The organism is Streptomyces hesseae, from assembly GCF_031845785.1.
Lineage (GTDB): Bacteria > Actinomycetota > Actinomycetes > Streptomycetales > Streptomycetaceae > Streptomyces > Streptomyces hesseae.
Genome location: NZ_JAVRFI010000022.1, coordinates 12,870 through 36,565, shown reverse-complemented (window position 1 = coordinate 36,565; position 23,696 = coordinate 12,870). Strand labels below are relative to the sequence as shown.

The following is a 23,696-nucleotide window of genomic DNA, read 5'->3' as shown; positions in this document are numbered from 1 at the left end:
CGTTGGAAGAGATACGGCATGCAGACTGACAGCCTGACGCGGTTCCTCCATGCCCTGAGCCCCGCGAGCCGAGAAGACGTCGAACAGTTGCCGCGCGAGCAGCAGGAGAAGATGGCCGAGGCGTGGGAGGGGTATCTGCGCGACGACACCGATCTGCTCTCGCTGAGCGAACTGGACCCGGCCACGGCGGAGAGCCGGGCCGCCGAGCACGTGGTCCGGGACTACTTCTGAGCGACGGACCGCCCCGGTGCGCAGGGGTGTTGACCCCCCGCCGGTCCGCTGACTAACTTCGCTGCACGGATGGTCGATTCCGTGCTGCGGAAGTCGCGGTAGCGGGTCGTGGTGGTCGGGGAGGGGCACCCATGGGGCAGCGTTCGGCGGTCGCTACGACCTTCACCAGCGCGGTACGGGAGAGCGTCGGCACCTCCCTCGCGGCGGTCGACGCCGAGCTCGCCCGGCGCTATCCGGGCGACGCCGGCACCCGCCAGCCCGTGCACACCGTCTATGTCCCGGCCGACGTCTTCACCGCGGGCACCGTCCGCGAATGGGGCGACCGGGCGCTCGCCGCCCTCGACGAGCACGCCCCCGGCGCGAAGGCCTTCGGCGCCGTGCTCGGGCTGCCCGGCGAACTCGCCGGGCCCGTGTACGAGCGGGTGCGGGCCAAGCTGGAGCGCGAGCCCGTCGAGGACCTGCGGATCGACTTCGAGGACGGGTACGGGCCGCGCCCGGACGCCGAGGAGGACGCGGCCGCCGCCCGCGCGGCCCGGCTGGTGGCGGAGGCGTACGCCGACGGCACGGCGTCCCCCTTCATGGGGGTGCGCGTCAAGTGCATGGAGGCTGCCGTCCGCGACCGGGGCATCCGCACCCTCGACATCTTCCTCACCGGGCTGATGGAGGCCGGCGGACTGCCCGACGGGCTGATGCTCACCCTGCCCAAGGTCACCTATCCCGAACAGGTCGTCGCGATGGCCCGGCTGGCCCGGGAGTTCGAGACGGCGCACGGGCTGGAGGAGGGGCGCATCCGTTTCGAGATACAGATCGAGACCACCCAGGCCGTCCTCGGGGCCGACGGCCGGGCCACCGTCGCCCGGCTGATAGACGCCGGCGGCGGACGCGTCACCGCGCTGCACTACGGCACGTTCGACTACAGCGCCGCCTGCGGCGTCGGCGCCGCCCACCAGGCGCCGGACCACCCGGTGGCCGACCACGCCAAGGCCGTCATGCAGGTCGCCGCCGCCGGCACGGGCGTCCGCCTCTCGGACGGTTCGACGAACGTGCTGCCCGTCGGCACGACCGCGCGCGTCCACGAGGCGTGGCGGCTGCACCACGGGCTCGTCCGCCGGGCGCTGGCCCGCGCGTACTACCAGGGCTGGGACATGCACCCCGGACACCTGCCGACCCGCTACGCCGCCGTGTACTCCTACTACCGCGAGGGGCTGGAGCGGGCGGCCGCCCGCCTCGTGGCGTACACGGAACGGGCCGGGGGCGACGTGCTCGACGAGCCCGCCACCGCCCGGGCGCTCAGCGGCCATCTGCTGCGCGGGCTGGACTGCGGGGCTGTGGATGGTGTTGAGGTGACCGGGCTCACCGGGTTGGACCGGGCCGCGCTGGAGCGGTTGGCGGGGCGGGCTGTCTGACGGGCCGGCGGTTTGACGGGCCGGCTGGTTGACGGGGGCTTTGTCTTTGGGCCCGCTTTCGCTTCTGGGGTCCTGCGGCGGATCAGCCCTCGACCGGCGGGAGTTCGCCCGAGCCCCGGACGATCAGACGGGTCGGCAGTTCGACGCTGCGGGGCGTGTCCTCCGCGCCGTCCAGTCGGCGGAACAGCAGCTCCGCCGCCGTACGGCCGAGGCGGGCGGCGTCCTGTGCGACGACCGTGACACCGGGGGAGAGCAGGTCGGCCAGTTCGAGGTCGTCGAAGCCGACGAGCGCCACGGGGCGGGGCAACTGCGTGATGACACGCAGGATCGTGACCGTCACCCGGTTGTTTCCTGTGAAGAACGCTGTCACCGGATGTTCGCCCGAGAGCATGCGCTCCGCCTCGGCCCGTACGCGCTCGGGGGTGGTCGGGCCGAGGGAGACCCAGGCGTCGGAGACGGGCAGCCCGGCGTCGGCCATCGCGGCGTGATACCCCCGCAGTCGCTCCCCGGCCGTGTGGATGCGCGGCCGGTCGCCGATGAAGCCGATGCGGCGGTGGCCGTGGGCGATCAGGTGGGCGACACCGGCGCGGGCGCCGCCGTGGTTGTCGGAGAGCACCGCGTCGGCGGCTATCCGCCCGGCTGGGCGGTCGACGAAGACCGTGGCGACACCGGCGGCGATCTCGGGTTCCAGGTAACGGTGGTCGTGGCCCGCAGGGATGACGATCAGGCCGTCCACGCGGCGGGCGCAGAACGCCAGGGCGAGCTCCCGTTCCCGCTCGGGATCCTCGGCGCTGGAGCCATTGATGAGCAGGGCGCCGTGGGCGCGGGCGACCTCCTCGACGGCACGGTTCAGCGGCGCGTAGAAGGGGTCGGCGAGGTCCTCCAGGACGAGGCCCACCGTCGAAGTGCGGCCCTTGCGCAGGACGCGGGCGCTGTCGTTGCGCCGGAAGCCGAGCGCGGTGATCGCCTCCTGGACGCGCCGCTCGGTTTCCTGGGTGACGCCCGGCTCGCTGTTCACCACGCGGGAGACGGTCTTCAGGCCCACCCCGGCGCGGGCCGCGACGTCCTTCATGGTGGGCCGGGTGCCGTAGCGGGGGAGCCGGCCGGTGGCGGCGTCGTTCACAATCGCTGGTCCTTTGCGCGGAGGGGCGGTTGAGCCATGCGTCCGATGTGCGGAGTGACGTCGAGCATAGGCCCTGGACAACGTTGTCAACCCCGGCGAGACTGACGTCCCGAAAACCCTGCGGCGGCCTTGCGACGAGCTTGTGGCGGTCGCGGCGACCCGGTCGCGATTGCGGCAGCCTTGCCGGGTCAGGATTTGTGGAACACCGGGTCAGGATTCGTGGAACAGGAGAGAGACCGGCACCGTGCACACCGACTCCGGCGACCTCGTCGCCGCTCTCGACATCGGCGGCACCAAGATCGCCGGGGCGCTGGTCGACGGTGCGGGGCGGCTGCGCGTCCGTGCCCGCCGGCCCACCCCGGCGCGGGAGGACGGCGCGACGGTGATGGCCGCCGTGGCGGCCGTCCTCGACGAACTGGCCGGGTCCGCCGAGTGGCCGCTGGTCCGGGCGGTGGGCATCGGCAGCGCGGGCCCCGTCGACGCGTCCGCGGGGACCGTCAGCCCTGTCAACGTGCCCGGGTGGCGCGGGTTTCCGCTGGTCGCCGAGGTGACCCGGCGGGTGGGCGGGCTGCCGGTGACGCTGGTGGGCGACGGGGTCGCCATGGCCGCCGCCGAGCACTGGCAGGGCGCCGCCCGGGGCCGGGCCGACGCGCTCTGCATGGTGGTCTCCACGGGGGTCGGCGGGGGGTTGGTTCTGGGTGGGCGGCTGCGCTCCGGGCCTACCGGCAACGCCGGTCACATCGGGCACATCAGCGTCGATCTGGATGGAGATCCCTGTCCGTGCGGCTCCCGTGGGTGCGTCGAGCGCATCGCCAGCGGTCCGAACATCGCCCGCCGCGCCCTTGAGGCCGGCTGGCGGCCGGGGCCCGACGGCGATGCGAGCGCGGCCGGCGTCGCGGCGGCCGCCCACGCGGGCGACCCGGTCGCCCTGGCCTCCTTCGCCCGGGCGGCGCGGGCGCTCGCGGCGGGCATCGCCGCCACCGCGACGCTCGTGGAGATCGAGGTGGCGGTCATAGGCGGCGGTGTCGCCGGCGCCGGCGACGTCCTTTTCGCGCCGCTCCGTGCACACCTGCGTGACTACGCGGCGTTGTCCTTCGCCTCGGGCGTCGAGGTGTTCCCTGCCCGGCTCGGCTCCGACGCGGGCGTGGTGGGTGCGGCCGCCGCGGCCGCCGCGGAGGCGGGGCTGTGGGGGCCGGCCGGGGGAACGGGGGGAACGGGCCCGGGAACCGCCAGCGGCATGTGACGGCTGCTCAGGCCCCGGTCCGGTGGCTTGCCGTGGGGTGCGCCGGTGGTTCCTCGGCGGCCCGTCGGCGGCCCGTGGCCGGGACCGCGCCCCATGCCGCTCGTACACGTTTCCGTGGCAAGGTGGTGCGGGCACTGTGTTCCCGAGCCCGTCACAGGGGGCTACGGGGCCGGGGCCGTCACCGGGGGCTACGGAGGAGGGGGAACCGTGATCGTCTGGCTGAACGGTGCGTTCAGTGGGGGCAAGACCAGCACGGCCAAGGAACTGACCCGGCTCATTCCGGGCAGCACCCTCTACGATCCCGAAGTGACCGGCGGGGCGCTGCGGCATCTGCTGCCGCCGAAAAGACTGGGCGAGGTCTGCGACTACCAGGACCTGCCGATCTGGCGGCGGATGGTCGTGGACACCGCGTCGGCGCTGCTCGCCGAGGTGGGCGGGGTGCTCGTCGTCCCCATGACGCTGCTGCGGCAGGAGTACCGGGACGAGATCTTCGGGGCGCTGGCCTCGCGGGCGATCCGGGTGCGGCATGTGGTGCTGACGTCCGAGGAAACGATCCTTCGGGCGCGGATCGAGGGCCGTGTCGAGTTCCCGGACGACCCTGTGCGGAGCGAGGCCGTACGGCAGTGGGGGCGCGATCACGTTGTTCCGTATCGGGAGGCGCTGTCCTGGTTGAGGGGGGACGCGCTTGTCGTCGACAACGGGGCGCTGACCCCGCGTGAGACGGCCGAGCGGATCGCCGAGGCCGTGCGGAACGGGACGGCGGGCTTCTGCCCCATCGTCCAGACGCCCGAGCCGAAGGCGGCGACGCTCGCGGCGGGGGTGCTGCTCTTCGACGAGGACGATCGGGTGCTGCTTGTCGACCCCACGTACAAGCCGGGGTGGGAGTTTCCCGGTGGCGTGGTCGAGCCGGGGGAGGCGCCTGCGCGAGCCGGGATGCGGGAGGTGGCCGAGGAGATCGGGATCGAGCTCAGTGCGGTTCCACGGCTGTTGGTCGTCGACTGGGAGCCGCCTAAGCCGCCCGGTTTTGGGGGGTTGCGGTTTCTGTTCGACGGGGGGCGGCTGAACTCGGCTGACGCGCGGCGGTTGTTGCTGCCGGGGGCGGAGCTGCGGGGGTGGCGGTTCGTTACGGAGGACGAGGCGTCGACGATGTTGCCGCCGGTGCGGTTGCGGCGGTTGAGGTGGGCGTTGCGGGCGCGGGAGCGGGGGCGGGTGATGAACCTGGAGGCGGGGGTGCCGGTGGGGTGACGCCGGCGTGGGCGCGTCGTGGGTCGGGGGCGGGGTGGACGGGCCCTTACGGGGCTGACCTCTTCGCGGTGCCTGGTACTGCTGTGTTGGGTGCCCCGTATTTGGCTCTAGCGGCGAAGAGCTCTTTACGCCCCTACCAGGGCCCGTCCACCCCACCCCGCCCCCTTGCGTCAGTCCCCGGGGTGGGGCGGGCGCCAAGCTGGGTGACCCTTCGGAGGGTGGTTCCTGCCCGACGGCGATCGCGCCCTTGGAGGGCCGGCTTGGGGGTATCACCCCAGGTAGGGGTGTTCCCGGTGCTCCAGGAAGTGTCGGATGCGGAGTTGTTGGGTGTGGTGCATGGGGAGCGACGGGATTTCGTCGGGGTGAACGAACCGCAGTTCGGTGGACTCGTCGGAGATCGCGAGCTTCCCGCCGGTCGCGTGTGCGGTGAAGCAGACGTTGAACTGCCGTCGTACCTCTCCGTCGGAGTAGGCGATCGCGTGGCGCGGGTCGGTGTAGGTGCCGACCAGCCCCGTGATCTCCACGCAGGTCCGTCAGCAGGCCGAGCCCCAACGACCATATCCGGCGGCGAGGTTCAGCCTGGGGGACGGATCGTTCCGACACCGCCCCGAACCGGCGAGATCGTGACAGCACGGCCGGGTGCCGGCCATGTGGTCCCGCATCGGGAAGAACTCAGCCCTCGCATCCGTTCCACGCAAGCAGTGAACAAGCGGAATGCTGGACAGAAGGGGGAAGCCATGTCAGTGGCGTTCAATGAGGAGACGCGCAAGCTTCTGGACGGGAGGAACTTCGCCACCGTCGCGACGCTGAATCGGGACGGCGGGCCACAGACCTCGGTGGTCTGGATAGCGAGGGACGGAGACGCGGTGCTGTTCTCCACCACGGCGGGGCGACAGAAGGCCCGGAACCTCACGCGGGACCCACGGGTCAGCCTCACCGTCTACGACGTCGAGAACCCGTACCACTCCGTGGACATCCGCGGCACCGCCGAACTGATCGAGGACCGGGAGAAGTCGCTTCCGCGCAAGCTCTCCCAGAAATACCTCGGCGAGGATCCGCCCGCCGAGTCGGACGATGTCCTCCGGTTGGTCGTCCGGGTCACTCCGCAGAGGATCTCCGGCTTCTCTGTCTGAGGTTGGCGACTTCCTGTGCCGGACAGGTTCGGCACAGGGCTGTTGGCGCTGGTTCGCGATCCCCCGCCAGGACACAGGGGCGGCCGTTCCCTCAGTGATTTCTCGACCACCGGTGTCCGTACCAGATGGCGGCCGTCACCAGGGAGACCGCGCACAGGACGATCAGGCCGGTGCCCCACGGGCCTCCGGCGACGTGGATTTCCGTCAGGATCGCCGCACCCGCCGTCGCCACCGGCAGGAGTGCGAGGGCGACGAACCGCAGTACGGAGGTGATGCCGGGGGCCTTCAGGACGCGGTGGGTCCATCGGCGCCGTCCGTGGCCGGCGCGGACAGCGGCCGGGTCCTGTGCGTAGAACATCGCCGCCTTCGCACCCAGCCGCGATGTCGCCTGCCGGTAGAACACGGCCAGAACGGGCATCCAGATCCACGGCAAGGCCAGCCCGATGAGAAAGAGGCAGGAGAAGGAGACGATGGACAGGGTTTGTTGGGCCCTGCTTCGTTTTCCGCCGGAGATGAGTCCCAGCAGTGCCGCCATTTTGACGATCAACTGCCATCGCGTCCGTCGCGGCAGCTGCCCCGGCCCTCCTGGAGGGTGCCGCTCCGCACGTGCCAGCGCGTCGTTCGCTTCGTCCACCGAGGCGTAGACGTCCTGGAGGATCAGCAATTCGGCGACCCGGTGCTCGCTCTCCGGGGCGTGGCCCGCCACGGCCGCCAGCTCCAGGACCATCTGGGCCCGCGCGAGCAGTGCCGCCACGAAGCTCACCGGGATGAGGACGATGAACGGCCCGCCCACCACCACACCCTCGGCGATCGTCACGCGCGTGCCGCGGCTGATGATGCCGGCGTTGAGTTCGGCGGGCTCCGCGCCGGGCTCGCGTTCCCGACGTCGTTCGACCGCCGCGGCCGCCCGGTGTCCGAAGCGGCGGACGGCGAAGAAGGCGAGCTGTTCGGGCATGTGCTCGGGATCGCCCCAGATCATCGGCAGCAGTGCCTGCGCCTCGACCGTGACCGACCGGATGGGCCGGGCGGAGGACGGTTCACGCGGAGCGCGTCGACGGTTTCTCATACAGCCGGGCTCATGTCTGTTCTCCCGAGGTGGGAGGAGCGGCGTCCGGTGTCTCGCGGCGGCGCAGTCCTGACTCGACGGCGCCGACCACCACCCGGGCCGCGACCCCGACCAGAAGGACATCGGCGGTCATCTGGGCCATCGTGACGATCCGGGCCGACTCCGAGGAGGCGACGATGTCGCCGAAGCCGACCGTGCTGAAGACGGTCAGCGTGAAGTACAGGGCCCCGGTGCGGTCGAGGGTCTCGCTGAAGCTTCCCGGAACGTTCCGCTCCAGCAGGAAGTACGTGGTGGCGAAGAGGAGCAGGAACAGCGGCACGGTCGTCGCGAGCGTCTCGACCGCGCGCAGCCGGGGCTGGGGCGAGTACGAGATCGAACGCAATTGCCACAGGAAGAGCAGCAGGAGCGCGGCCAGCCCCAGGACGAGCGTCACCGCCGCCCCGCCCCCGAACCTCTCGTCCATGGGCAGCAGGTAGTAGGCGAGCACCAGGGCGGTCGCGGTGACCAGGGGACGCACGGCCGCCCCCACGGGCGGGCGGCCCGTCACGACGCCGTCCCGTGGCCGGCGGCGGCCGTCGGAAGGCGGCGGGTGAAGGCGAAGCTGACGAGGGTGATGCCGGAGGCGGTCAGGACGGCCGCCTTGAGGCTCTCGATCTGGGCGCCCGCGTAGGCGTCCACTACGGCGTCCGTCTCCTGCTGCGACAACCCGGACCGTTCGGCGGCGTCCTTGATCTGTGCCGTGCTGACGAAGCTGACTCCCGACTCGACGGCGACTCCGGTCTCCTGGCGGATCGCGTCCGAGATCCTCGGGTCGTCCTCGATCCGCGTCGTGAAGACGCTCACGAGCGCGCCGATCAGCAGGGAGCCGATGAGCGCGGTGCCCAGGGACGAGCCGAGGTTCTGCGCCGTGTACTGCAACCCTCCCGCCTCGCCGCGCTCGGCCTCCGCCACGCTGGACTGGGTGACGTTGCCGAGCTGGGAGGCGAGCAGCCCCATGCCCAGGCCCAGGACGGCCATGGCCGCCCCGAAGGACAGGTTGTCGATGTCGGGCCGGATGGCACTGATCAGCCACAGCGTCGCGATCAGCAGCACCGCCAGGCCGCACCGCACGATCGTGCGCGGTCCGGCGATCCTGCCCAGCACCGGACCGGACAGGGCGGACAACAGCATCGTCACCGACGTGGGCAGCAGTCGCAGCCCGGTCTGGAAGGCGTTGAACCCCTGGACGATCTGCAGGTAGAGGGGGACGGTGAAGAACAGGCCGAGCAGGATGAGGTTCTGGGCCATCAGCATGCTCAGGCCGGCGCGCAGCGGCGGGATGCCGAACAGCGAGAAGCGCACCAGCGGATCCCGTCCTCGTGCCTCCCGTCGTCGTTCCCAGGCGTGGAACAGCCACAGGAGCACGGCACCCGCGGCGATGACGAAGAAAGTGGGGGAGAAGCCCAGGACGGTGAAGGGCACGCGGCGCGGCCGCAGCCAGCCCCACGCGCCGCTCTGCAGGACACCCAGTACGACGAGGGCGAGCCCGGTGGCGGACAGCGCCACGCCCACCGCGTCGAGCCGGGGCCGGGACTCCGGCGGGGAGTCGGGGATCCAGCGGACGCAGCACAGCATGGCCACGACCACCACGACCTCGGCCGCGAACACCAGACGCCATGTCAGGTACGTCGTCACCCATCCGCCGATCAGCGGCCCCACCGCGATGCCCGCACCGGCGAGGCCGCCGATCACCCCGTAGGCGACCGCCCTTTCCCGGCCCCGGTACGCGCCGGCGACGAGCGCCGCGAGAGCCGGGAGGACCAGGGTGGCGCCCAGCCCCTCGATCACCGACCAGCCGAGGGTGAGCACCCACAGGGCCGGGGCCAGGGCGGTGAGGGCGGACCCGGCGCCGTACACGGCGAGGCCGACGGCGAAGGCGCGCCGCCGTCCGGTCATGTCGCCGAGCTTTCCGCCGGTGATCATGAAGGCGGCCATGACGAGCGTGTAGAGGGTGATCACGGCCTGGATCGACGTGACGTCGGTGTGGAAGTCCTCGACCAGCCGGCTGATCGACACGTTCATGACCGAGGTGTCCAGCACCATCAGGAACTGGGCCGTGCCGAGGACGGCCAGGGCCCGCCAGCGTTTCACGGCATGTGCCTCCTCCCTGCTGCCAGGGCCGGTGCGCCCGGGCACGGGCACGAAGATCACCATAGGGCGGTGGAAGCGGCCGGAAGGCATGGTGGGCGTTCTCCGGCGCCTCGGGTCACCCGGCCGGACCGTCTTCCGCTCGCGTGGCGGGCCCGCCCGGTGAGGAACACGATGGAACGAGAGCCGCCCTAGGCACCGCGTCGCGCGTGGAGGGAGGCAGCGATGGACCCGTCCGGTGCACATTCACCCGCCCCCGAACCCCTCAGCACGGCGGAGCGCCAGGAGTACGAGCGATTGCGCAGGCTGGCGACCATGCGTCACCGGCGGGTGCGCAAGGTCACGGCGTCCGCGCTGCTGGTCCTCACCTTCCTCCTCGCCCCACTGGCCGTCGTGGCCGCCTGGGTGAACAGCCAGATCTCCGACACCGACCGATACGTCCAGACGGTCGCCCCCGTCGCGACCGCGCCGTCCGTGCAGAACGCCGTGACCGACCGGCTGACCGGCCGGGTGGTCGACAAGGTCGACTTCCGCGCCATCACCGACGCCCTGGGCCGCACCCTGGCCAAGACGGACGCGCCGTCCGCCGTCGTGGACAAGACCTCACTCCTGACGGGCCCGCTCAAGAACGCCATGACCACGGCCGTCCACACGGTCGTGAACAAGGTCGTCACCAGCGACCAGTTCGCCGAAGCGTGGAACATCGCCAACCGGCGCGCCCACGCGGCGGTGGTGAAGACCCTCACCGGCGAGGGCAACAGCGCCGTACAGGCCAAGGGCGACACCGTCGTCCTGGACATCGGCACGCTCGTCGACAACGTCAAGAAGCGACTGGTCGACGAGGGATACGAGAAGGCCGCCGCGATCCCGGACGTGGACAAGACGGTTCCCCTGTTCACGACGGACAAGCTGGACAAGGCGCAGAGCCTGATGCGCCTGCTCGACGTGGTCGGCACCTGGCTGCCCGTCACCACCCTCGCCCTCGCGGCGATCGCCGTCTGGACGGCACCCTCGCACCGGATCGCCCTGATGGCCGCGGCCATCGGCACCGGCGTCATGATGATCGCGCTGCTCGTCGCGCTCGCCGTCATGCGGAGGGTCTACCTGGACTCCGTTCCCACGAACGTGCTTCCCGCCGACGCGGCGAGGACCATCTACGACGCGTTCGTACGGTTCCTGCGCGTCAGTACCCGCACCGTGCTCGTCACGGCGGTGATCACCACCGTGGCCGGCTATCTCTACGGCCCCGGGCGCGGGGCACGCTTCGTACGGTCGTTGACCACCCGGGGCACCGGAGCCGGCGGCAGGGCTCTCGCCCACGCCGGCGTGCGCACGGGTGCCACGGGCCGCTGGCTGGAGGCCTACCGTGCCTGGACGACCGGCGTCGTCATCGCCGGCGGAGCCCTGGCCCTGATCCTGTGGAACTACCCCACCGCCGCCTGCGTGGCCCTGGTCCTCGGCATCGTGGTCGCCGTCCTCGCGCTGCTCGGCCTCCTCGCGGCGGCCTCGGGGACGGACACCCCGGACACGGAGTCCGCCCCACCGCGAACGGGCGATCAGATCAGGAGAACGACATGAGCGCTTATGTGAACCTCGCCTACGACTACCCCGTCCTCGGCGCGTTCTGGACCATCCTGTGGATCTTCCTATGGGTCCTGTGGGTCATGCTGCTCTTCCGCGTCATCGGGGACATCTTCCGTGACGACCAGCTCGGCGGATGGGGCAAGGCGGCATGGCTGCTCTTCACGGTCTTCCTGCCGTTCCTCGGCGTCTTCGTCTACGTCCTCGCCCGGGGCAGGGAGATGGGGGACCGCGAAATACGGCACGCCCAGGCCCAGCGGCGGGCGTTCGACGAATACGTCCGTGAGGCCGCCGCCGGCCCGGGGAGCACGAGCGCGGCCGACGAACTGGCCAAGCTCTCCGACCTCCGGGCGAAGGGCGACATCTCGGACCTGGAATTCCAGCGGGCCAAGGAGAAGATCCTGCACTGAACCCCGGTTGTGTCCGGCAGGTCGTGGACGACCTGCCGGACACCGCTCGTCGGGGCGGCGGAGGCTCAGGCCTTGCTCTCCGCGTACTTCGTCAGGAAGACCGCCTCCGCGAGGGAAAGCCGCTCCAGCTCCTGCGGGGAGACGCTCTCGTTCACCGCGTGGATCTGCGCCTCCGGCTCGCTCAGGCCGATGAGGAGGATCTCCGCCTCCGGGTAGAGCGTGGCGAGCGTGTTGCACAGGGGGATCGAGCCGCCCATGCCCGCCGTCTGCATCTCCTCGCCCGGGTACGCGACGCGCATGGCCTCGGCCATCGACGTGTACGCCGGGCTGTCCGTGTTGGCCTGGAAGGGCTGGCCCTGGCCGACCTGTTCCGTGGTCACGCGGGCGTTCCACGGCGTGGTCCGCTCCAGGTGCGCCCGCAGCAGCTTCGTCGCCTCGGCGGCGTCCATGCCCGGCGGGACGCGCAGGCTGATCAGCGCGCGGGCGCTCGCGTGGACGGACGGGGTGGCGCCGACGACCGGCGGGCAGTCGATGCCGAGGACGGTGACGGCCGGGCGGGCCCACAGACGGTCGGCCACCGTGCCGTCGCCGATGAGGCCGACGCCGTCGAGGACCTTGGCGTCCTGGCGGAAGTCCGCCTCCGGGTACTGGAGGCCCTGCCAGGAGCCCTGCGCCTCCAGGCCGGCGACGGTCGTGGAGCCGTCCTCCGCGCGCAGCGAGTCCAGGACGCGGATCAGCGCGGCGAGCGCGTCCGGGGCCGCGCCGCCGAACATGCCGGAGTGGAGGTTGCCCTCAAGGGTGTCCACCTGGACCTGGACGAGCGTCATGCCGCGCAGGGTTGCCGTCACGGTGGGCAGCCCGAGGCGGAAGTTGCCCGCGTCGCCGATGACGATGGTGTCGGCGGTCAGCAGCTCCGGGTGGGCCTCGGCGTAGCGCTCCAGGCCGCCGGTGCCCTGCTCCTCCGAGCCCTCGACGATGACCTTGACGTTGACCGGGATGCCGCCGTGCTCCTTGAGGGCGCGCAGGGCGGTGAGGTGCATGATCAGGCCGCCCTTGCAGTCGGCGGCGCCGCGCCCGTACCAGCGGCCGTCGCGCTCGGTGAGCTCGAAGGGCGGGGAGATCCAGGCGGCCTCGTCCAGCGGCGGCTGCACATCGTAGTGCGCGTAGAGGAGCACCGTCGGGGCGCCGGCCGGGCCGGGGAGGTAGCCGTAGACGGACTGGGTGCCGTCGGGGGTGTCGAGGGTGGCGACGTCCTGGAAGCCCTCCGCGGTCAGCGCGTCGGCCACCCAGCGGGCCGCGGCCTCGCACTCGCTCTTGGGGAACTGCGCCTCGTCCGCGACCGACTTGAAGGCGACCAGCTCGGCGAGCTCGGTCCGGGCGCGGGCCTGAAGGCCTGCGACGGTGGCCGCGAGCGCGGCCGGTTCCGGCTGGCGGGTCGGGGACGTGTCCATGGAACGCTCCTAGGGGGCGCGGCGTTGAGTCCGTACGTACGGGCGATATCGCCCCCGATCCTCCCATGGCGGTCGCCGGGTCCGGCCGGTGGGCCGCCCGAGGGCGGGCCTTAGGATGCGGGCGACAGCCTTAGCCGGTGTTCGAGGGGAGCAGAAGCACAGGTGAGCAGCGACAGCGCAGCCCGGGAAGACATGGGGGACAGCGGGCCGGTGTGGGACGTCGTGGTGGTCGGAGCGGGGCCCGCCGGTGCCTCGGCAGCGCGTGCCGCCGCCTCCGAGGGACGCCGGGTGCTGCTCCTGGAGAAGGCCGAGCTGCCGCGTTACAAGACCTGCGGAGGCGGCATCATCGGCCCCTCGCGCGACGCGCTGCCGCCCGGCTTCGAGCTGCCGCTGCGCGATCGCGTGCACGCCGTCACGTTCTCGCTGAACGGGCGGATGACGCGGACGCGGCGGTCCAGGCACATGCTGTTCGGGCTGATCAACCGGTCCGAGTTCGACGCCGCCCTGGTCGAGACCGCCAAGGCGGCCGGGGCCGAGGTGCGCACGGGCGTGACCGTCTCCCGGGTGGAGCAGCACGGCCCGGCCGTGCCCGACCGGCGCACCGTGGCCGTCGTGCTCGGCGACGGGAGCACCGTGCTGGCCCGCGCGGTGGTGGGCGCCGACGGCAGCGCCGGGCGCATAGGGGCACACGTGGGGGTGAAGCTCCAGCAGGTGGATCTGGGCCTGGAGGCCGAGATCCCGGTGCCCGCGACGGTCGCCGAGGACTGGGCCGGGCGCGTCCAGATCGACTGGGGCCCGATTCCCGGCAGTTACGGGTGGGTCTTCCCCAAGGGGGACACCCTCACGGTCGGCGTGATCTCGGCGCGTGGCGAGGGCGCGGCCACCAAGCGGTATCTGGAGGACTTCATCGCTCGGCTGGGGCTGGCCGGCTTCGAGCCCAGCATCTCGTCCGGGCATCTGACGCGCTGCCGGGCCGACGACTCTCCGCTGTCCCGGGGCCGGGTGCTCGTCTGCGGCGACGCTGCCGGGCTGCTGGAGCCGTGGACGCGCGAGGGCATCTCCTTCGCCCTGCGCTCCGGGCGCCTGGCGGGGGAGTGGGCCGTACGGATCGCCGAGGCGCAGGACGCCGTGGACGCCCGCCGTCAGGCCCTCAACTACGCCTTCGCCATCAAGGCGGGGCTGGGCGTGGAGATGGGCGTGGGACGCCGGATGCTCACGGTCTTCGAGCGCCGCCCCGGCCTCATCCACGCCGCCGTCACCGGTTTCCGCCCGGCCTGGCAGGCGTTCGCCAGGATCACCCGCGGCTCGACCACGCTCGCCGAGATCGTACGGACCCACCCGGTGGCCCGGCGGGTGCTGGGCGCCGTCGACCGGGGCTGACGCAGCCCTCTCCGGAGACGGCGCGTCAGAACAGGGCGTCCTGCGGGCCCGCCGTTTCCGGCCGGGCCGACGCCGTCGTCGAGGCGGACGGGTCCGCCGCGGTGAGCGGCCAGCCCGCCAGCCGGCGGGCGTCCAGCAGGAGAGGGCGTCCGTCCGTCGCCTCCACGTAGACGTCCGGGCCGGCGACCGCCGTCACGCGGCCCGCGACCGTCCGGCCCGGGCCGAGCTCGACGACGGCCTGGCCCGGGCGTATCCGGTCCAGGTGGTACGTCGTGTCGTGATGCGCGGGAGAGAAAAGCCGCGCCGTCAGGGACTCCGGCAGCAGGGCCGAGGCCCGGTCGTGCAGCCGGGCCAGCTCCGCCGTCCGCAGCTCCTGCGCGGGCACGGGGTGGCGCGCCGCCCGCTTCGCCGCGTACGGGAAGCGGTCCGGGACCGCGAGCGCCGCGCCCAGCACCGCCTCCGCCCGGCGCGCCGCCATCAGCGGGCCGCGGGCGAGGAGCGCGGAGGACAGCGCCGCCTGTTCCAGGAGGCGGACACCCTGCCGTTCGGCGGCGGTGATGCCGACCTTGATCAGGCCGGGGGCGAACCAGGCGAGGTAGAGGTCGTACGGGCGGGGGTCGTCCGCGATCGTGTCCGCCGCCACCGAGTGGGCGCGGTCCAGCCGGGCGCACTCCGGGCACTGTGCCGAGACCGCCGAGGGCGGGATCGCCGCGCCGGTCGGGCACGATGTGTGGCGCCCGCCCCTGCGTACGCCGACGCATCGCCTGACGTCACCGGTGGTGAAGGCCAGCGGCCGGTCCGGCGGCAGGGGGGAGAGCCGCTCTCCGTGTCGTGGATGGCGCCAGACCAGCGCCGGGCCCGAGGCGCTCCACCGTGGGCCGGCGCAGAGCCAGCCCTCGTCCTGGCCGCTCATCGCGCCCACCCCCTTCGGTCGCCGTGTCTCGTCCTCCATGGTGTCAGCCGGCACTGACAGCGGTGCCCGCCCGGCGGGTGGCGTAGGCGACGAGCGCCGAGACCGCCGCGAGCGCGGCGACCGTGGTGAGCGCCAGGGGCAGCGAGAAGCGGTCGGCGAGGATCCCGATGGCCGGTGGTCCCAGCAGCATGCCGCCGTAGCCGAAGGTGGACGCGGCGGCGACGCCGCCCGGACCGGCCAGCTCACCGGCCCTGCCGACCGCGACCGGGAAGATGTTGGCCAGGCCCAGCCCGGTGATCGCGAATCCCGCGAGGGCCGCCCAGAGGGACGGGGCCAGCGAGCCCAGCAGCATGCCCAGTGCGGCGGTCGTACCACCGGCCACCAGCAGCCTCGTCTGCCCCAGCCGTTCCAGGAGGGCGGTGCCGCTCAGTCTGCCGAGCGTCATGGCGAGCGCGAAGACGGAGTAGCCGAGGGCGGCGAGCCCGGCCGGGGCGGCGAGGTCCTGCCGGAGATGGAGCGCGCCCCAGTCCGCGAGCGCGCCCTCCCCATAGGCCGTGCACAGGGCGACGGTTCCGAAGACGGCGATCAGTTTGCGTTCCCGGGTGGTGGTGCGCCGCCCGTCGGCCCTCGGTTCCGGGGTGCGGGGCGGGCCCGGCGCCGGGTGGGCGAGGAGGACGCGGCCCGCGGCCGCCCCGGCGACCAGGCCGGTCGCGGTGAGGAGCAGCAGGTGCGCGGTCACCGACAGCCGGCCGGCGAGCAGGGCGCCGAGCCCCGCGCCGAGCATGCCGCCGACACTGAACGCGGCGTGGAAGCTCGGCATCACGGGTCTGCGCAGTGCCGCGACGAGATCGACGGCCGCGCTGTTCATCGCGACGTTGAGACCGCCGTAGGCGGCGCCGAAGACCAGCAGCACCAGGCCGAGGGCGAGCGCGGAATGTGTCAGCGGGGGCAGGGCGATACCGAGGCACATCAGCAGGGCTGCGGCGACGGTCACCGGATGGCTGCCGAAGCGCCGGCACAACCGTCCGGTCAGGGTCATCGTGGCGACCGCTCCGGCCGACACGCCGAGCAGAGCGAGGCCCAGAGCACCTTCGGAGGCGCCTGTCTGCTGCTTGATGGCGGGAATGCGGACCACCCAGCCGGCGAAAAGGAAGCCGTCCAGGGCGAAGAAAAGGGTCAAGGCTGAACGAAGGGGACGGAGGGCGTCGGCGTCGGAGGTTACTCGCGGTCCTCCGAGGATGGCCGTCCGTATTTTGTTTAGCGTCGGCACAAAGTCAGAATAGAGGCGTGACGCAGACTCGGACAACACGTTTGGAGCGGGGACGGGGCGCCCTCGGCCCCGCCCTGGAGCTCGTACACACCGGCCGCGCCCCCACGCGCGCCGTGCTCACCACCGAGCTCGGGGTGACCCGGGCGACCGCCGGTGCCGTGGCCGCGGAGCTGGAGGCGCTCGGCCTGATCCAGGTCGACCCGCGTCCGGTGGCCGCCGGCTCCCAGGGCCGGCCCTCCCACCGGCTGACCATCGCACCCAACGGGCCCGTGGTGCTCGCCGCGCAGATCCACGCCGACGGCTATCGCGCGGCGCTGATCGGCCTGGGCGGCCGGATGGTCGCCACGGCGCCCGGCTGCATGGACGTGCCGGCCGACCCCTCGCGCATCATCGACGCCGTCGTCGAGGCCGGGGCCGGGCTGCTTCAGGAGTCCGGGCGGCGTTGTCTGGGCGCCGGGCTCGCCGTGCCGTCGGCCGTCGCCGAGCCCGAGGGCACCGCCCTCAACCCGCTGCATCTGTCCTGGCCCGTCGGCGCCCCCGTGCGCGAGCTGTTCACCGAGGCCCTCGCCAAGTCCGGGGTGCTGCGCCCGGACGCCTCACCCGTCCCGGGCGTCACGGGCAACGACGTCAACCTCGCGGCCCTCGCCGAGCACCGCCATGGCGCGGGCCGGGGCGCCCGCCATCTGCTGTGCGTGGCCACCGGCCACCGGGGCGTGGGCGGCGCGCTCGTCCTCGACGGCCGTCTGCACAGCGGCAGTTCGGGCCTGGCCCTGGAGGTGGGGCACCTCACCGTCAACCCCGCGGGCCTGCCCTGTCACTGCGGCAGCCGCGGCTGCCTCGACGTCGAGACCGACCCGCTGGCCTTCCTCAGCGCCGCCGGGCGCACCCCGGGCCCCACCGTCTCGCTGCTCCAGCAGGCCCGTGACCTGCTGCGCTCGGAGTACGACGACCCGTCCGTCCGGGCCGCCGCCGAGCTGATCGTCGACCGGCTGGGCCTGGGCCTGGCCGGGCTGGTGAACATCCTCAACCCCGACCGCATCCTCCTCGGCGGCCTCCACCGGGAGCTGCTGGAGGCCGACCCCGAGCGGCTGCGCGCGGTCGTCGCGGACCGCAGCCTGTGGGGCCGCAGCGGTGGCGTCCCCATCCTCCCCTGCACCCTGGACTTCAACAGCCTCATCGGCGCGGCCGAAGCGGCCTGGCAGCCCGTCCTCGACGACCCGCTGGCCCTGCTCGGCTGACGGCCCGTCCGCCGTATCAGCCCGGGACGGCGGACCGGACGGGGGAGTGCTCGCGCAGCACCGCGCGGCGCGGCCCGGTCGCCGTCCCCGTGAACGCGGGGTCCTCCAGCCCGTCCAGATCCTCCAGGGCCGGCATCGCGCGCCCCGGCCGTGCGAAGGGGGTGACGGTGCCCGCGCTCCGCGCGGAGCGCGGTGGCGCCGCCGGGGCGGCGGCCGGTACGGCGAGGGTGAACCAGACGACCTTCCCGCCGTCCTGCCGCTGCTGCACCCCCCAGCTGGAGCTGAGCGCCGCGACGAGCGCCAGCCCCCTGCCATGGGTGCTGCCGGCGTCGGCAGCGCCGAGGGAGGGCAGCCGGGGATCGTGGTCCCGTACGGAGACCGTCAGCCGGGACGGTACGAGGTCGATCTCCACGGTGCAGCGTTTGTCCGGTTCGGCATGTTGGTGAACATTGGTCAGAAGCTCGGTGACGCCGAGCGCGGCAAGGTCGATGAGGGCGTCGAGATGCCAGTACCGCAACTGCGCAGATACGATTCTGCGCACTTGTCCGATGCGCGGCGGGAGGGCCTGGAGCTCAACGGTGCAGTGCTTGTTCACTCGGCTGATCACGGCTGCGACTCCCTGAAGAAGTAGGGCTAGCCTGATTCCGATGGACGGTGCGACACACGCCCGACACGGTCCGGTGGCGCCTCCGGCCGGCCCGCCCGGCGGCCCGGCCCGCAGGGTGACCGCCGATGGACCCTCGGTGATGCCAATATGAGTCAAGGGTCGACTCTCGCGGCCGTGTTCGCAACTCCTGCATCCGTCAGTGCTTCACCGTGCTTCCGTGCGCCGATCGCACCACCTCCAGGAAGCGGTTGACCTCCGCCTCACCCGTGGTAGAGCCCTGCTCCCCGGCGCCCTCCGGGCCGCCCAGGGTGAGCACATAGCGATTGCCGTTGACGGTCGCGCGGGCCCGGTCCCGGGCGGCGAACCACGGCTTGCCGGCCCGCACCGAGTCCACCGGCGCGCTGTCGATCTCCCGGCCGTAGCTGGTCAGCAGCCGTAGCAGGCCGTCCTGGATCCTCACCTGGCCGGCCCGGGTCAGATTGCGGTGGGCGCGTTCTATCCGCACTCCTGTCGCGCTGAACTCCGGTTCCGTCACGGTGCACCGCCCCTCGGCCGAAATCGCTGTCCCGTGCGCAGTCTGCCCGTGAGCAGGCCCGCGCACCAGTGCCCCTTTATGATCGAAACGCCCGGGTGATCCGTGTGAGTCCCCATCCGGAACCATGAGGAGCGGCGTGTGACCGGCACCGTGCGCACCATCGACGTGGACCGCGGCGACGCGGCCTACCGCCTTTGGCTGAAGGAGGCGGTCCGCAAGGTCCAGGCGGACGCCAACCGTTCCGCCGACACCCATCTGCTGCGATTCCCGCTGCCGGAGGAGTGGGGCGTCGACCTCTACCTCAAGGACGAGAGCACGCACCCCACCGGCAGCCTCAAGCACCGCCTCGCCCGCTCGCTGTTCCTCTACGGGCTCTGCAACGGCTGGATCCGCCCCGAGGTCTCGGTGATCGAGGCGTCCAGCGGCTCCACCGCCATCTCCGAGGCGTATTTCGCCCAGCTGATCGGCGTCCCCTTCGTCGCCGTCATGCCGCGCACGACGAGCCGCGAGAAGTGCCGGCTGATCGAATTCCAGGGCGGCCGGTGCCATTTCGTGGACGACCCCCGGACGATGTACGCGGAGGCCGCGGCCCTCGCGGAGCGGACCGGCGGACACTACATCGACCAGTTCACCTACGCCGAACGGGCCACCGACTGGCGCGGCAACAACAACATCGCCGAGTCGATCTACAGCCAGCTACGGCTGGAGCGTCACCCCGAGCCCGCCTGGATCGTCGCCACCGCGGGCACCGGCGGCACCTCCGCGACCATCGCCCGCTACACGCGCTACATGCAGTACGACACCAGGGTGTGCGTCGCCGACCCGGAGAACTCCTGCTTCTTCGAGGGCTGGCGGGACCACGACCCCGACGCGACCAGCGAGCGCGGCTCCCGTATCGAGGGCATCGGCCGGCCCCGTATGGAACCCAGCTTCCTGCCCGCCGCGATCGACCGGATGATGAAGGTCCCGGACGCCGCCACCGTCGCGGCCGTACGCGCCCTGGAGACGGCCCTCGGGCGCAAGGCCGGCGGCTCCACCGGCACCGGCCTGTGGGGCGCGTTGAAGATCGTCGCGGAGATGGTCGCCGAGGGGCGCGCGGGCAGCGTCGTCACCCTCATCTGCGACCCCGGCGACCGCTACCTCGACAAGTACTACTCCGACGCCTGGCTCGCCGAGGAGGGGCTGGACATCCAGCCCTACGCGATGGCCATCGACGCCTTTCTGTCGACCGGCCGCTGGCCGTGCTGACCCTCAGACGTCCGCGCCGTCGCCCCGGGCGCCGGCCACCACCAGCTCCGGCAGCCGCTCGGCGATCTCCGCGCGGGCGCGCGGCGGCAGGCCCGCGTCGGTCACCAGTACGTCGACCTCGTCCAGCGTGGCGAACGAGCTGAGCCCCACCGTGCCCCACTTCGTGTGGTCGGCCAGCACCACGACGCGCCGGGCGGAGCGTACGAAGTGGCGGTTGGTCTCCGCCTCCGCGAGGTTCGGCGTCGACAGGCCCGCCTCCACGGATATGCCGTGCACCCCGATGAACAGCACGTCGAAATGGAGCGACCGGATCGCCGCGTCCGCGACCGGCCCCACCAGCGTGTCCGAGGGGGTGCGCACCCCGCCCGTCAGGACGACCGTGGCCGCGCCCGGGCGGGGCTGCGGCCCCGACGCCGACATCGTGCGCTGGGAGGTGTGGAACACCTCGGCCACCCGTACCGAGTTGGTGACCACCGTCAGATCCGGGATGTCCACCAGCCGCTGGGCCAGGGCGAAGGCCGTCGTCCCGCCCGCGAGCGCGATGGCCGCGCCGCGCGCGGCCATCCGGGCCGCCGCCCGCGCGATGTCCTCCTTGGCGCTGAGCTCCAGCGCCGACTTCGCCTCGAAGCCGGGCTCGTGGGTGGTCGCCTCCGCGACCGGCACCGCGCCGCCGTGCACCTTCTCCACGACGCCCTGCCGGGCCAGCGCGTCCAGATCGCGGCGGACCGTCATGTCCGAGACGTTGAGGCGCCGCGTCAGCTCATTGACCCGTACACCACCGCGCCGCCTGACCTCGTCGAGGATCAGGGCACGCCGCTGCTCCGCCAGGAGATTCTGCTGGTCGCTCACACGGCCCCTCCTTCCCGGTCGACCGTCGCCCATGATGCGCACACATACTCCCACGCGCGAACGACAGCGATCGGTTTCGCTCAAGCCCCTTCCGGCTTCCCCTTTTTCCCCCAACACCCCTCAGCGCCCTCGGCGCCACCGCGCCCGGCTCACGACGGATCGGGTAGATCCTCCGCGTACAGCAGGGTGAGGTCGTCCGTGCTGGGCGCGGTCAGCTGCGCCACCCGGCCCGCGTGCCGCTCGACCATCGCCTCGAAGGTCCGGCGGGCGGTGCGGCCGTTGCCGAAGGCCGGCCCCTTGGGGATGTCGGTGAAGTACCGCAGCAGCGCCCCGGCCGCCTCCTCGCTGATCCGGTACTCGTGCTCGTCGGCCTGCTGCCGCACGATGCGCAGCAGCTCCTCCGGCGCGTAGTCGCCGAAGGTGATGGTGCGTGAGAAGCGGGACGCCACACCGGGGTTGACGGTCAGGAAGCGCTCCATCTCGGACGTGTAGCCGGCGACGATGACCACGACCTCGTCCCGGTGGTCCTCCATCAGCTTCACCAGCGTGTCGATCGCCTCACGGCCGAAGTCCCGCCCGGAGTCCTCGGGGCACAATGCGTACGCCTCGTCGATGAACAGCACCCCGCCCCGCGCCCGGTCGAAGGCCTCCTGGGTGCGCAGGGCCGTGGAACCGATGTGCTCGCCCACCAGGTCCACCCGCGCCACCTCCACCAGATGGCCGCGCTCCAGCACCCCGAGGGAGGCGAGGATCTCCCCGTAGAGCCGGGCCACGGTGGTCTTCCCCGTGCCCGGCGAGCCGGTGAAGACCAGATGCCGGCGGGGGGAGGCGGCCTTCAGCCCGGCCAGCCGGCGCCGCCGCCCGACCTCTAGCATGTCCGTCAGGGCCCGCACCTCGCGCTTGACGCTGTCCAGGCCCACCAGTCCGTCCAGTTCGGCCAGCGCCGCCGTGGCCGTGCGCGAGTCCCCGGCGGGCGGCGGGTCGGCGATGGCCGGGGAGCGCTGCGCCGGCACCCCCGGCACGCCCCGCTCCGGCGGCCGCGCGGCCTTTTCCACGGCGGGCACCGCGGCCCGGTGCCGCACGGTGTCCTCGTCGCTGGTACAGCCCTGGCTGACCGGGCCGTCCTCGGCGAACTCGTAGCCGCCGCGCGCGCACCGCTCGGTGCGGCACGCCGTCAGCGTCGACCGGCAGCCGTCGATGACGTGGAAGCCGTAGCCGGCGCTGCCCGTCACCCGGCAGCCGTCGAAGGTGCCGCGCCCCTCGGCGGAGACGTAGAAACCCGCCTCCTTGGGCGAGGTCACCGTGCAGCGCTCGACGACCGGGTCCGCGCCCTTGGTGACGATGACGCCGGTCGACGTCGCGTCGACGGCGCAGCCGCTCAGGGTGCCCCCGCTGCCGTGCCCCCGGAACCAGACGCCCGTGGTCGCCTCCCGGATCCGGCAGTCGGCCAGCCGCGCGGTCGCCCCGCCGCTCACCGAGACCGCCGTACCGCGCACCCGCGCCAGATCGCTGTCGGTGACGTCCGCGCTGGACCCCCGGTCCAGGACGAACAGCGCGTCCGGCACGTCGTGCACCCGGCAGGAGACCAGCTCGGCGCCCGCGCCGTCGCTCACCCACACCGCCGGGTAGTCGCCCGTGCTGTCGTGGATCTCGCACTGACCGGCCTCCACCCGCGTGCCCGGATCCCATACCGACAGGCCGTTGCGGCCGAAGCGGCGCACTGCCGAGCGCGTCATCGTCAGCACCGAGCGGGAGCGCAGGTCGATCGCGTTCTCCGGGACGTCGTGGATGTCGCAGTCCGTCAGGGACAGCACGGCGTCGGTGTCCAGGGTCACGCCGTCGGCCGACGTGCGGTGCACCCGGCAGTCCGTCAGCAGCCCGGTGGCGCGCGAGGTCAGCTGGACGCCCGTCCCCTGGATCTCGTACACCTCGCAGCCGACGGCCTCCAGGGTGCTGCCCTCGCCCGTCAGCGACAGCCCCGCCCCCCGGGTGTGATGCACCCGGCAGCGCTCCAGCCGTGGCGCCGCGCCGCCGCGCACCGTGACGCCCGACTGGCCCGCCGCCACCACCTCGCAGTCCTCGAAGAGCCCGGCCGCGCCGTCCAGCACACTGATGCCGACGCCCCCGGGATTGTCGACGGAACAGCGGCGCACCGTCGGCCGGGCCCCGTCGCGCACCTCGATGCCCGCCGCCGAGCGCGTCACCACCCGCAGGTCCGCGAGCTCCGGCGCCCCGTCCTCGACGAGCAGCGCCGGCGCGGACGCGTCATGGCCCTCGATCAGCAGATCCCGCAGCGTCGCCGAGGCGCGCACGGTCACCGCGACGCCCTCGGTCGGGGCGATCCGCACCGCGCCGCGCCCGCCCTCGCCACCCCGCAGGGTGATGGACCGGGACACGACCAGATTCTCCCGGTACGTCCCTGGGGCGACGGACAGTACATCGCCGTCGGCCGCCGCCTCCAGGGCGGAGGCCAGGGAGTCGTACTCGCCCGTACGCCGCCGCCAGCGCGATGTGCCCGTGTGCGTCACCTGGACCGATCCCGTGCTCGAACCCTGTGCCATGGTGCTGCTGTGCCCCCACGTTCGCGTGTGTGTGCATCCGGGACGGAGGAGTACCGGCCGCACCACCGTAGCGCGCGTG

The 23,696-nt window shown here is 72.7% G+C and carries 21 protein-coding genes and 1 pseudogene; 10 read left to right on the top strand and 12 right to left on the bottom strand.

Going from position 1 to position 23,696, the window contains the following annotated elements; translation table 11 throughout:
- The first annotated feature begins 18 nt into the window (after positions 1-18).
- Complete coding sequence (locus tag RM609_RS26830) at positions 19-231, top strand: hypothetical protein (RefSeq protein ID WP_311614150.1); 213 nt, start codon at positions 19-21, stop codon at positions 229-231.
- Positions 232-362: 131 nt separating this feature from the next.
- The gene (locus RM609_RS26825; protein ID WP_311614149.1) at positions 363-1,637 is read left to right on the top strand and encodes a DUF6986 family protein; all 1,275 of its coding nucleotides are present in this window, start codon (positions 363-365) and stop codon (positions 1,635-1,637) included.
- Between the two features lie 82 nt (positions 1,638-1,719).
- On the opposite strand, the gene RM609_RS26820 is transcribed toward RM609_RS26825, so the two are convergent.
- A complete protein-coding gene (locus RM609_RS26820; RefSeq protein WP_311614224.1) occupies positions 1,720-2,709 on the bottom strand; it encodes a LacI family DNA-binding transcriptional regulator in 990 nt (329 codons plus the stop codon).
- 295 nt (positions 2,710-3,004) lie between these two features.
- Here RM609_RS26820 and RM609_RS26815 point away from each other — a divergent pair, with 295 nt between their 5' ends.
- A complete protein-coding gene (locus RM609_RS26815) occupies positions 3,005-4,003 on the top strand; it encodes an ROK family protein (protein ID WP_311614148.1) in 999 nt (332 codons plus the stop codon).
- A 207-nt stretch (positions 4,004-4,210) separates the two neighbouring features.
- Positions 4,211-5,248, top strand: a complete 1,038-nt coding sequence (locus RM609_RS26810) for an NUDIX hydrolase (protein WP_311614147.1) — start codon at positions 4,211-4,213, stop codon at positions 5,246-5,248.
- 269 nt (positions 5,249-5,517) lie between these two features.
- On the opposite strand, the pseudogene RM609_RS26805 reads toward RM609_RS26810, so the two are convergent.
- Positions 5,518-5,772: pseudogene (locus tag RM609_RS26805) on the bottom strand (NUDIX hydrolase); the annotation flags it as partial.
- A gap of 213 nt (positions 5,773-5,985) precedes the next feature.
- Between RM609_RS26805 and RM609_RS26800 the strand changes: the two are divergent.
- Positions 5,986-6,381 carry a PPOX class F420-dependent oxidoreductase gene (locus RM609_RS26800; RefSeq protein WP_311614146.1) on the top strand — a complete coding sequence of 132 codons (396 nt, stop codon included), beginning with the start codon at positions 5,986-5,988 and terminating at the stop codon, positions 6,379-6,381.
- A gap of 91 nt (positions 6,382-6,472) precedes the next feature.
- Here the strand turns inward: RM609_RS26800 and RM609_RS26795 are convergent, their stop codons facing one another.
- From RM609_RS26795 to RM609_RS26785, 3 genes are read right to left on the bottom strand one after another with little or no spacing between them, the layout of a single operon-like run.
- Complete coding sequence (locus RM609_RS26795) at positions 6,473-7,447, bottom strand: hypothetical protein (protein WP_311614145.1); 975 nt, start codon at positions 7,445-7,447, stop codon at positions 6,473-6,475.
- A gap of 10 nt (positions 7,448-7,457) precedes the next feature.
- Positions 7,458-7,994 carry a potassium channel family protein gene (locus RM609_RS26790; protein ID WP_311614144.1) on the bottom strand — a complete coding sequence of 179 codons (537 nt, stop codon included), beginning with the start codon at positions 7,992-7,994 and terminating at the stop codon, positions 7,458-7,460.
- Positions 7,991-9,577, bottom strand: coding sequence for an MFS transporter (locus tag RM609_RS26785; RefSeq protein ID WP_311614143.1), 1,587 nt, complete (start codon positions 9,575-9,577; stop codon positions 7,991-7,993). The genes RM609_RS26790 and RM609_RS26785 overlap by 4 nt, the downstream gene beginning before the upstream one ends.
- 222 nt (positions 9,578-9,799) lie before the next feature.
- Between RM609_RS26785 and RM609_RS26780 the strand changes: the two genes are divergently transcribed.
- Positions 9,800-11,152 (top strand): hypothetical protein, encoded by a 1,353-nt coding sequence (locus RM609_RS26780; RefSeq protein WP_311614142.1) that lies wholly within the window; start codon positions 9,800-9,802, stop codon positions 11,150-11,152.
- Complete coding sequence (locus tag RM609_RS26775; RefSeq protein ID WP_311614141.1) at positions 11,149-11,565, top strand: SHOCT domain-containing protein; 417 nt, start codon at positions 11,149-11,151, stop codon at positions 11,563-11,565. The genes RM609_RS26780 and RM609_RS26775 overlap by 4 nt, the downstream gene beginning before the upstream one ends.
- Positions 11,566-11,630: 65 nt before the next feature.
- Here RM609_RS26775 and RM609_RS26770 read toward each other — a convergent pair whose 3' ends face one another.
- Positions 11,631-13,016 (bottom strand): dipeptidase, encoded by a 1,386-nt coding sequence (locus RM609_RS26770; RefSeq protein ID WP_311614140.1) that lies wholly within the window; start codon positions 13,014-13,016, stop codon positions 11,631-11,633.
- A gap of 192 nt (positions 13,017-13,208) precedes the next feature.
- On the opposite strand from RM609_RS26770, the gene RM609_RS26765 reads away from it, so the two are divergent.
- Positions 13,209-14,396, top strand: coding sequence for a geranylgeranyl reductase family protein (locus RM609_RS26765; RefSeq protein WP_311614223.1), 1,188 nt, complete (start codon positions 13,209-13,211; stop codon positions 14,394-14,396).
- Positions 14,397-14,421: 25 nt separating this feature from the next.
- Here RM609_RS26765 and RM609_RS26760 read toward each other — a convergent pair whose 3' ends face one another.
- Both RM609_RS26760 and RM609_RS26755 read right to left on the bottom strand, forming a co-directional pair.
- Positions 14,422-15,309, bottom strand: a complete 888-nt coding sequence (locus RM609_RS26760) for a DUF2797 domain-containing protein (protein ID WP_311614139.1) — start codon at positions 15,307-15,309, stop codon at positions 14,422-14,424.
- Between the two features lie 43 nt (positions 15,310-15,352).
- Complete coding sequence (locus tag RM609_RS26755; RefSeq protein WP_311614138.1) at positions 15,353-16,579, bottom strand: MFS transporter; 1,227 nt, start codon at positions 16,577-16,579, stop codon at positions 15,353-15,355.
- Positions 16,580-16,596: 17 nt separating this feature from the next.
- On the opposite strand from RM609_RS26755, the gene RM609_RS26750 reads away from it, so the two are divergent.
- Entirely contained in the window at positions 16,597-17,817 is a 1,221-nt protein-coding gene (locus RM609_RS26750; RefSeq protein WP_311614137.1) for an ROK family protein, read from the top strand.
- A gap of 16 nt (positions 17,818-17,833) precedes the next feature.
- Here the strand turns inward: RM609_RS26750 and RM609_RS26745 are convergent, their stop codons facing one another.
- Positions 17,834-18,424, bottom strand: a complete 591-nt coding sequence (locus tag RM609_RS26745; RefSeq protein WP_311614136.1) for an ATP-binding protein — start codon at positions 18,422-18,424, stop codon at positions 17,834-17,836.
- Between the two features lie 196 nt (positions 18,425-18,620).
- Complete coding sequence (locus tag RM609_RS26740) at positions 18,621-18,959, bottom strand: hypothetical protein (RefSeq protein WP_311614135.1); 339 nt, start codon at positions 18,957-18,959, stop codon at positions 18,621-18,623.
- A gap of 138 nt (positions 18,960-19,097) precedes the next feature.
- On the opposite strand from RM609_RS26740, the gene cds1 reads away from it, so the two are divergent.
- Positions 19,098-20,207 (top strand): L-cysteine desulfhydrase Cds1, encoded by a 1,110-nt coding sequence (cds1, locus tag RM609_RS26735; RefSeq protein WP_311614134.1) that lies wholly within the window; start codon positions 19,098-19,100, stop codon positions 20,205-20,207.
- Positions 20,208-20,210: 3 nt separating this feature from the next.
- On the opposite strand, the gene RM609_RS26730 is transcribed toward cds1, so the two are convergent.
- Positions 20,211-21,056, bottom strand: a complete 846-nt coding sequence (locus tag RM609_RS26730) for a DeoR/GlpR family DNA-binding transcription regulator (RefSeq protein WP_311614133.1) — start codon at positions 21,054-21,056, stop codon at positions 20,211-20,213.
- A 149-nt stretch (positions 21,057-21,205) separates the two neighbouring features.
- Positions 21,206-23,617: a right-handed parallel beta-helix repeat-containing protein gene (locus RM609_RS26725; protein ID WP_311614132.1), complete on the bottom strand. Its 2,412-nt coding sequence runs from the start codon at positions 23,615-23,617 to the stop codon at positions 21,206-21,208.
- Positions 23,618-23,696: the final 79 nt, after the last annotated feature.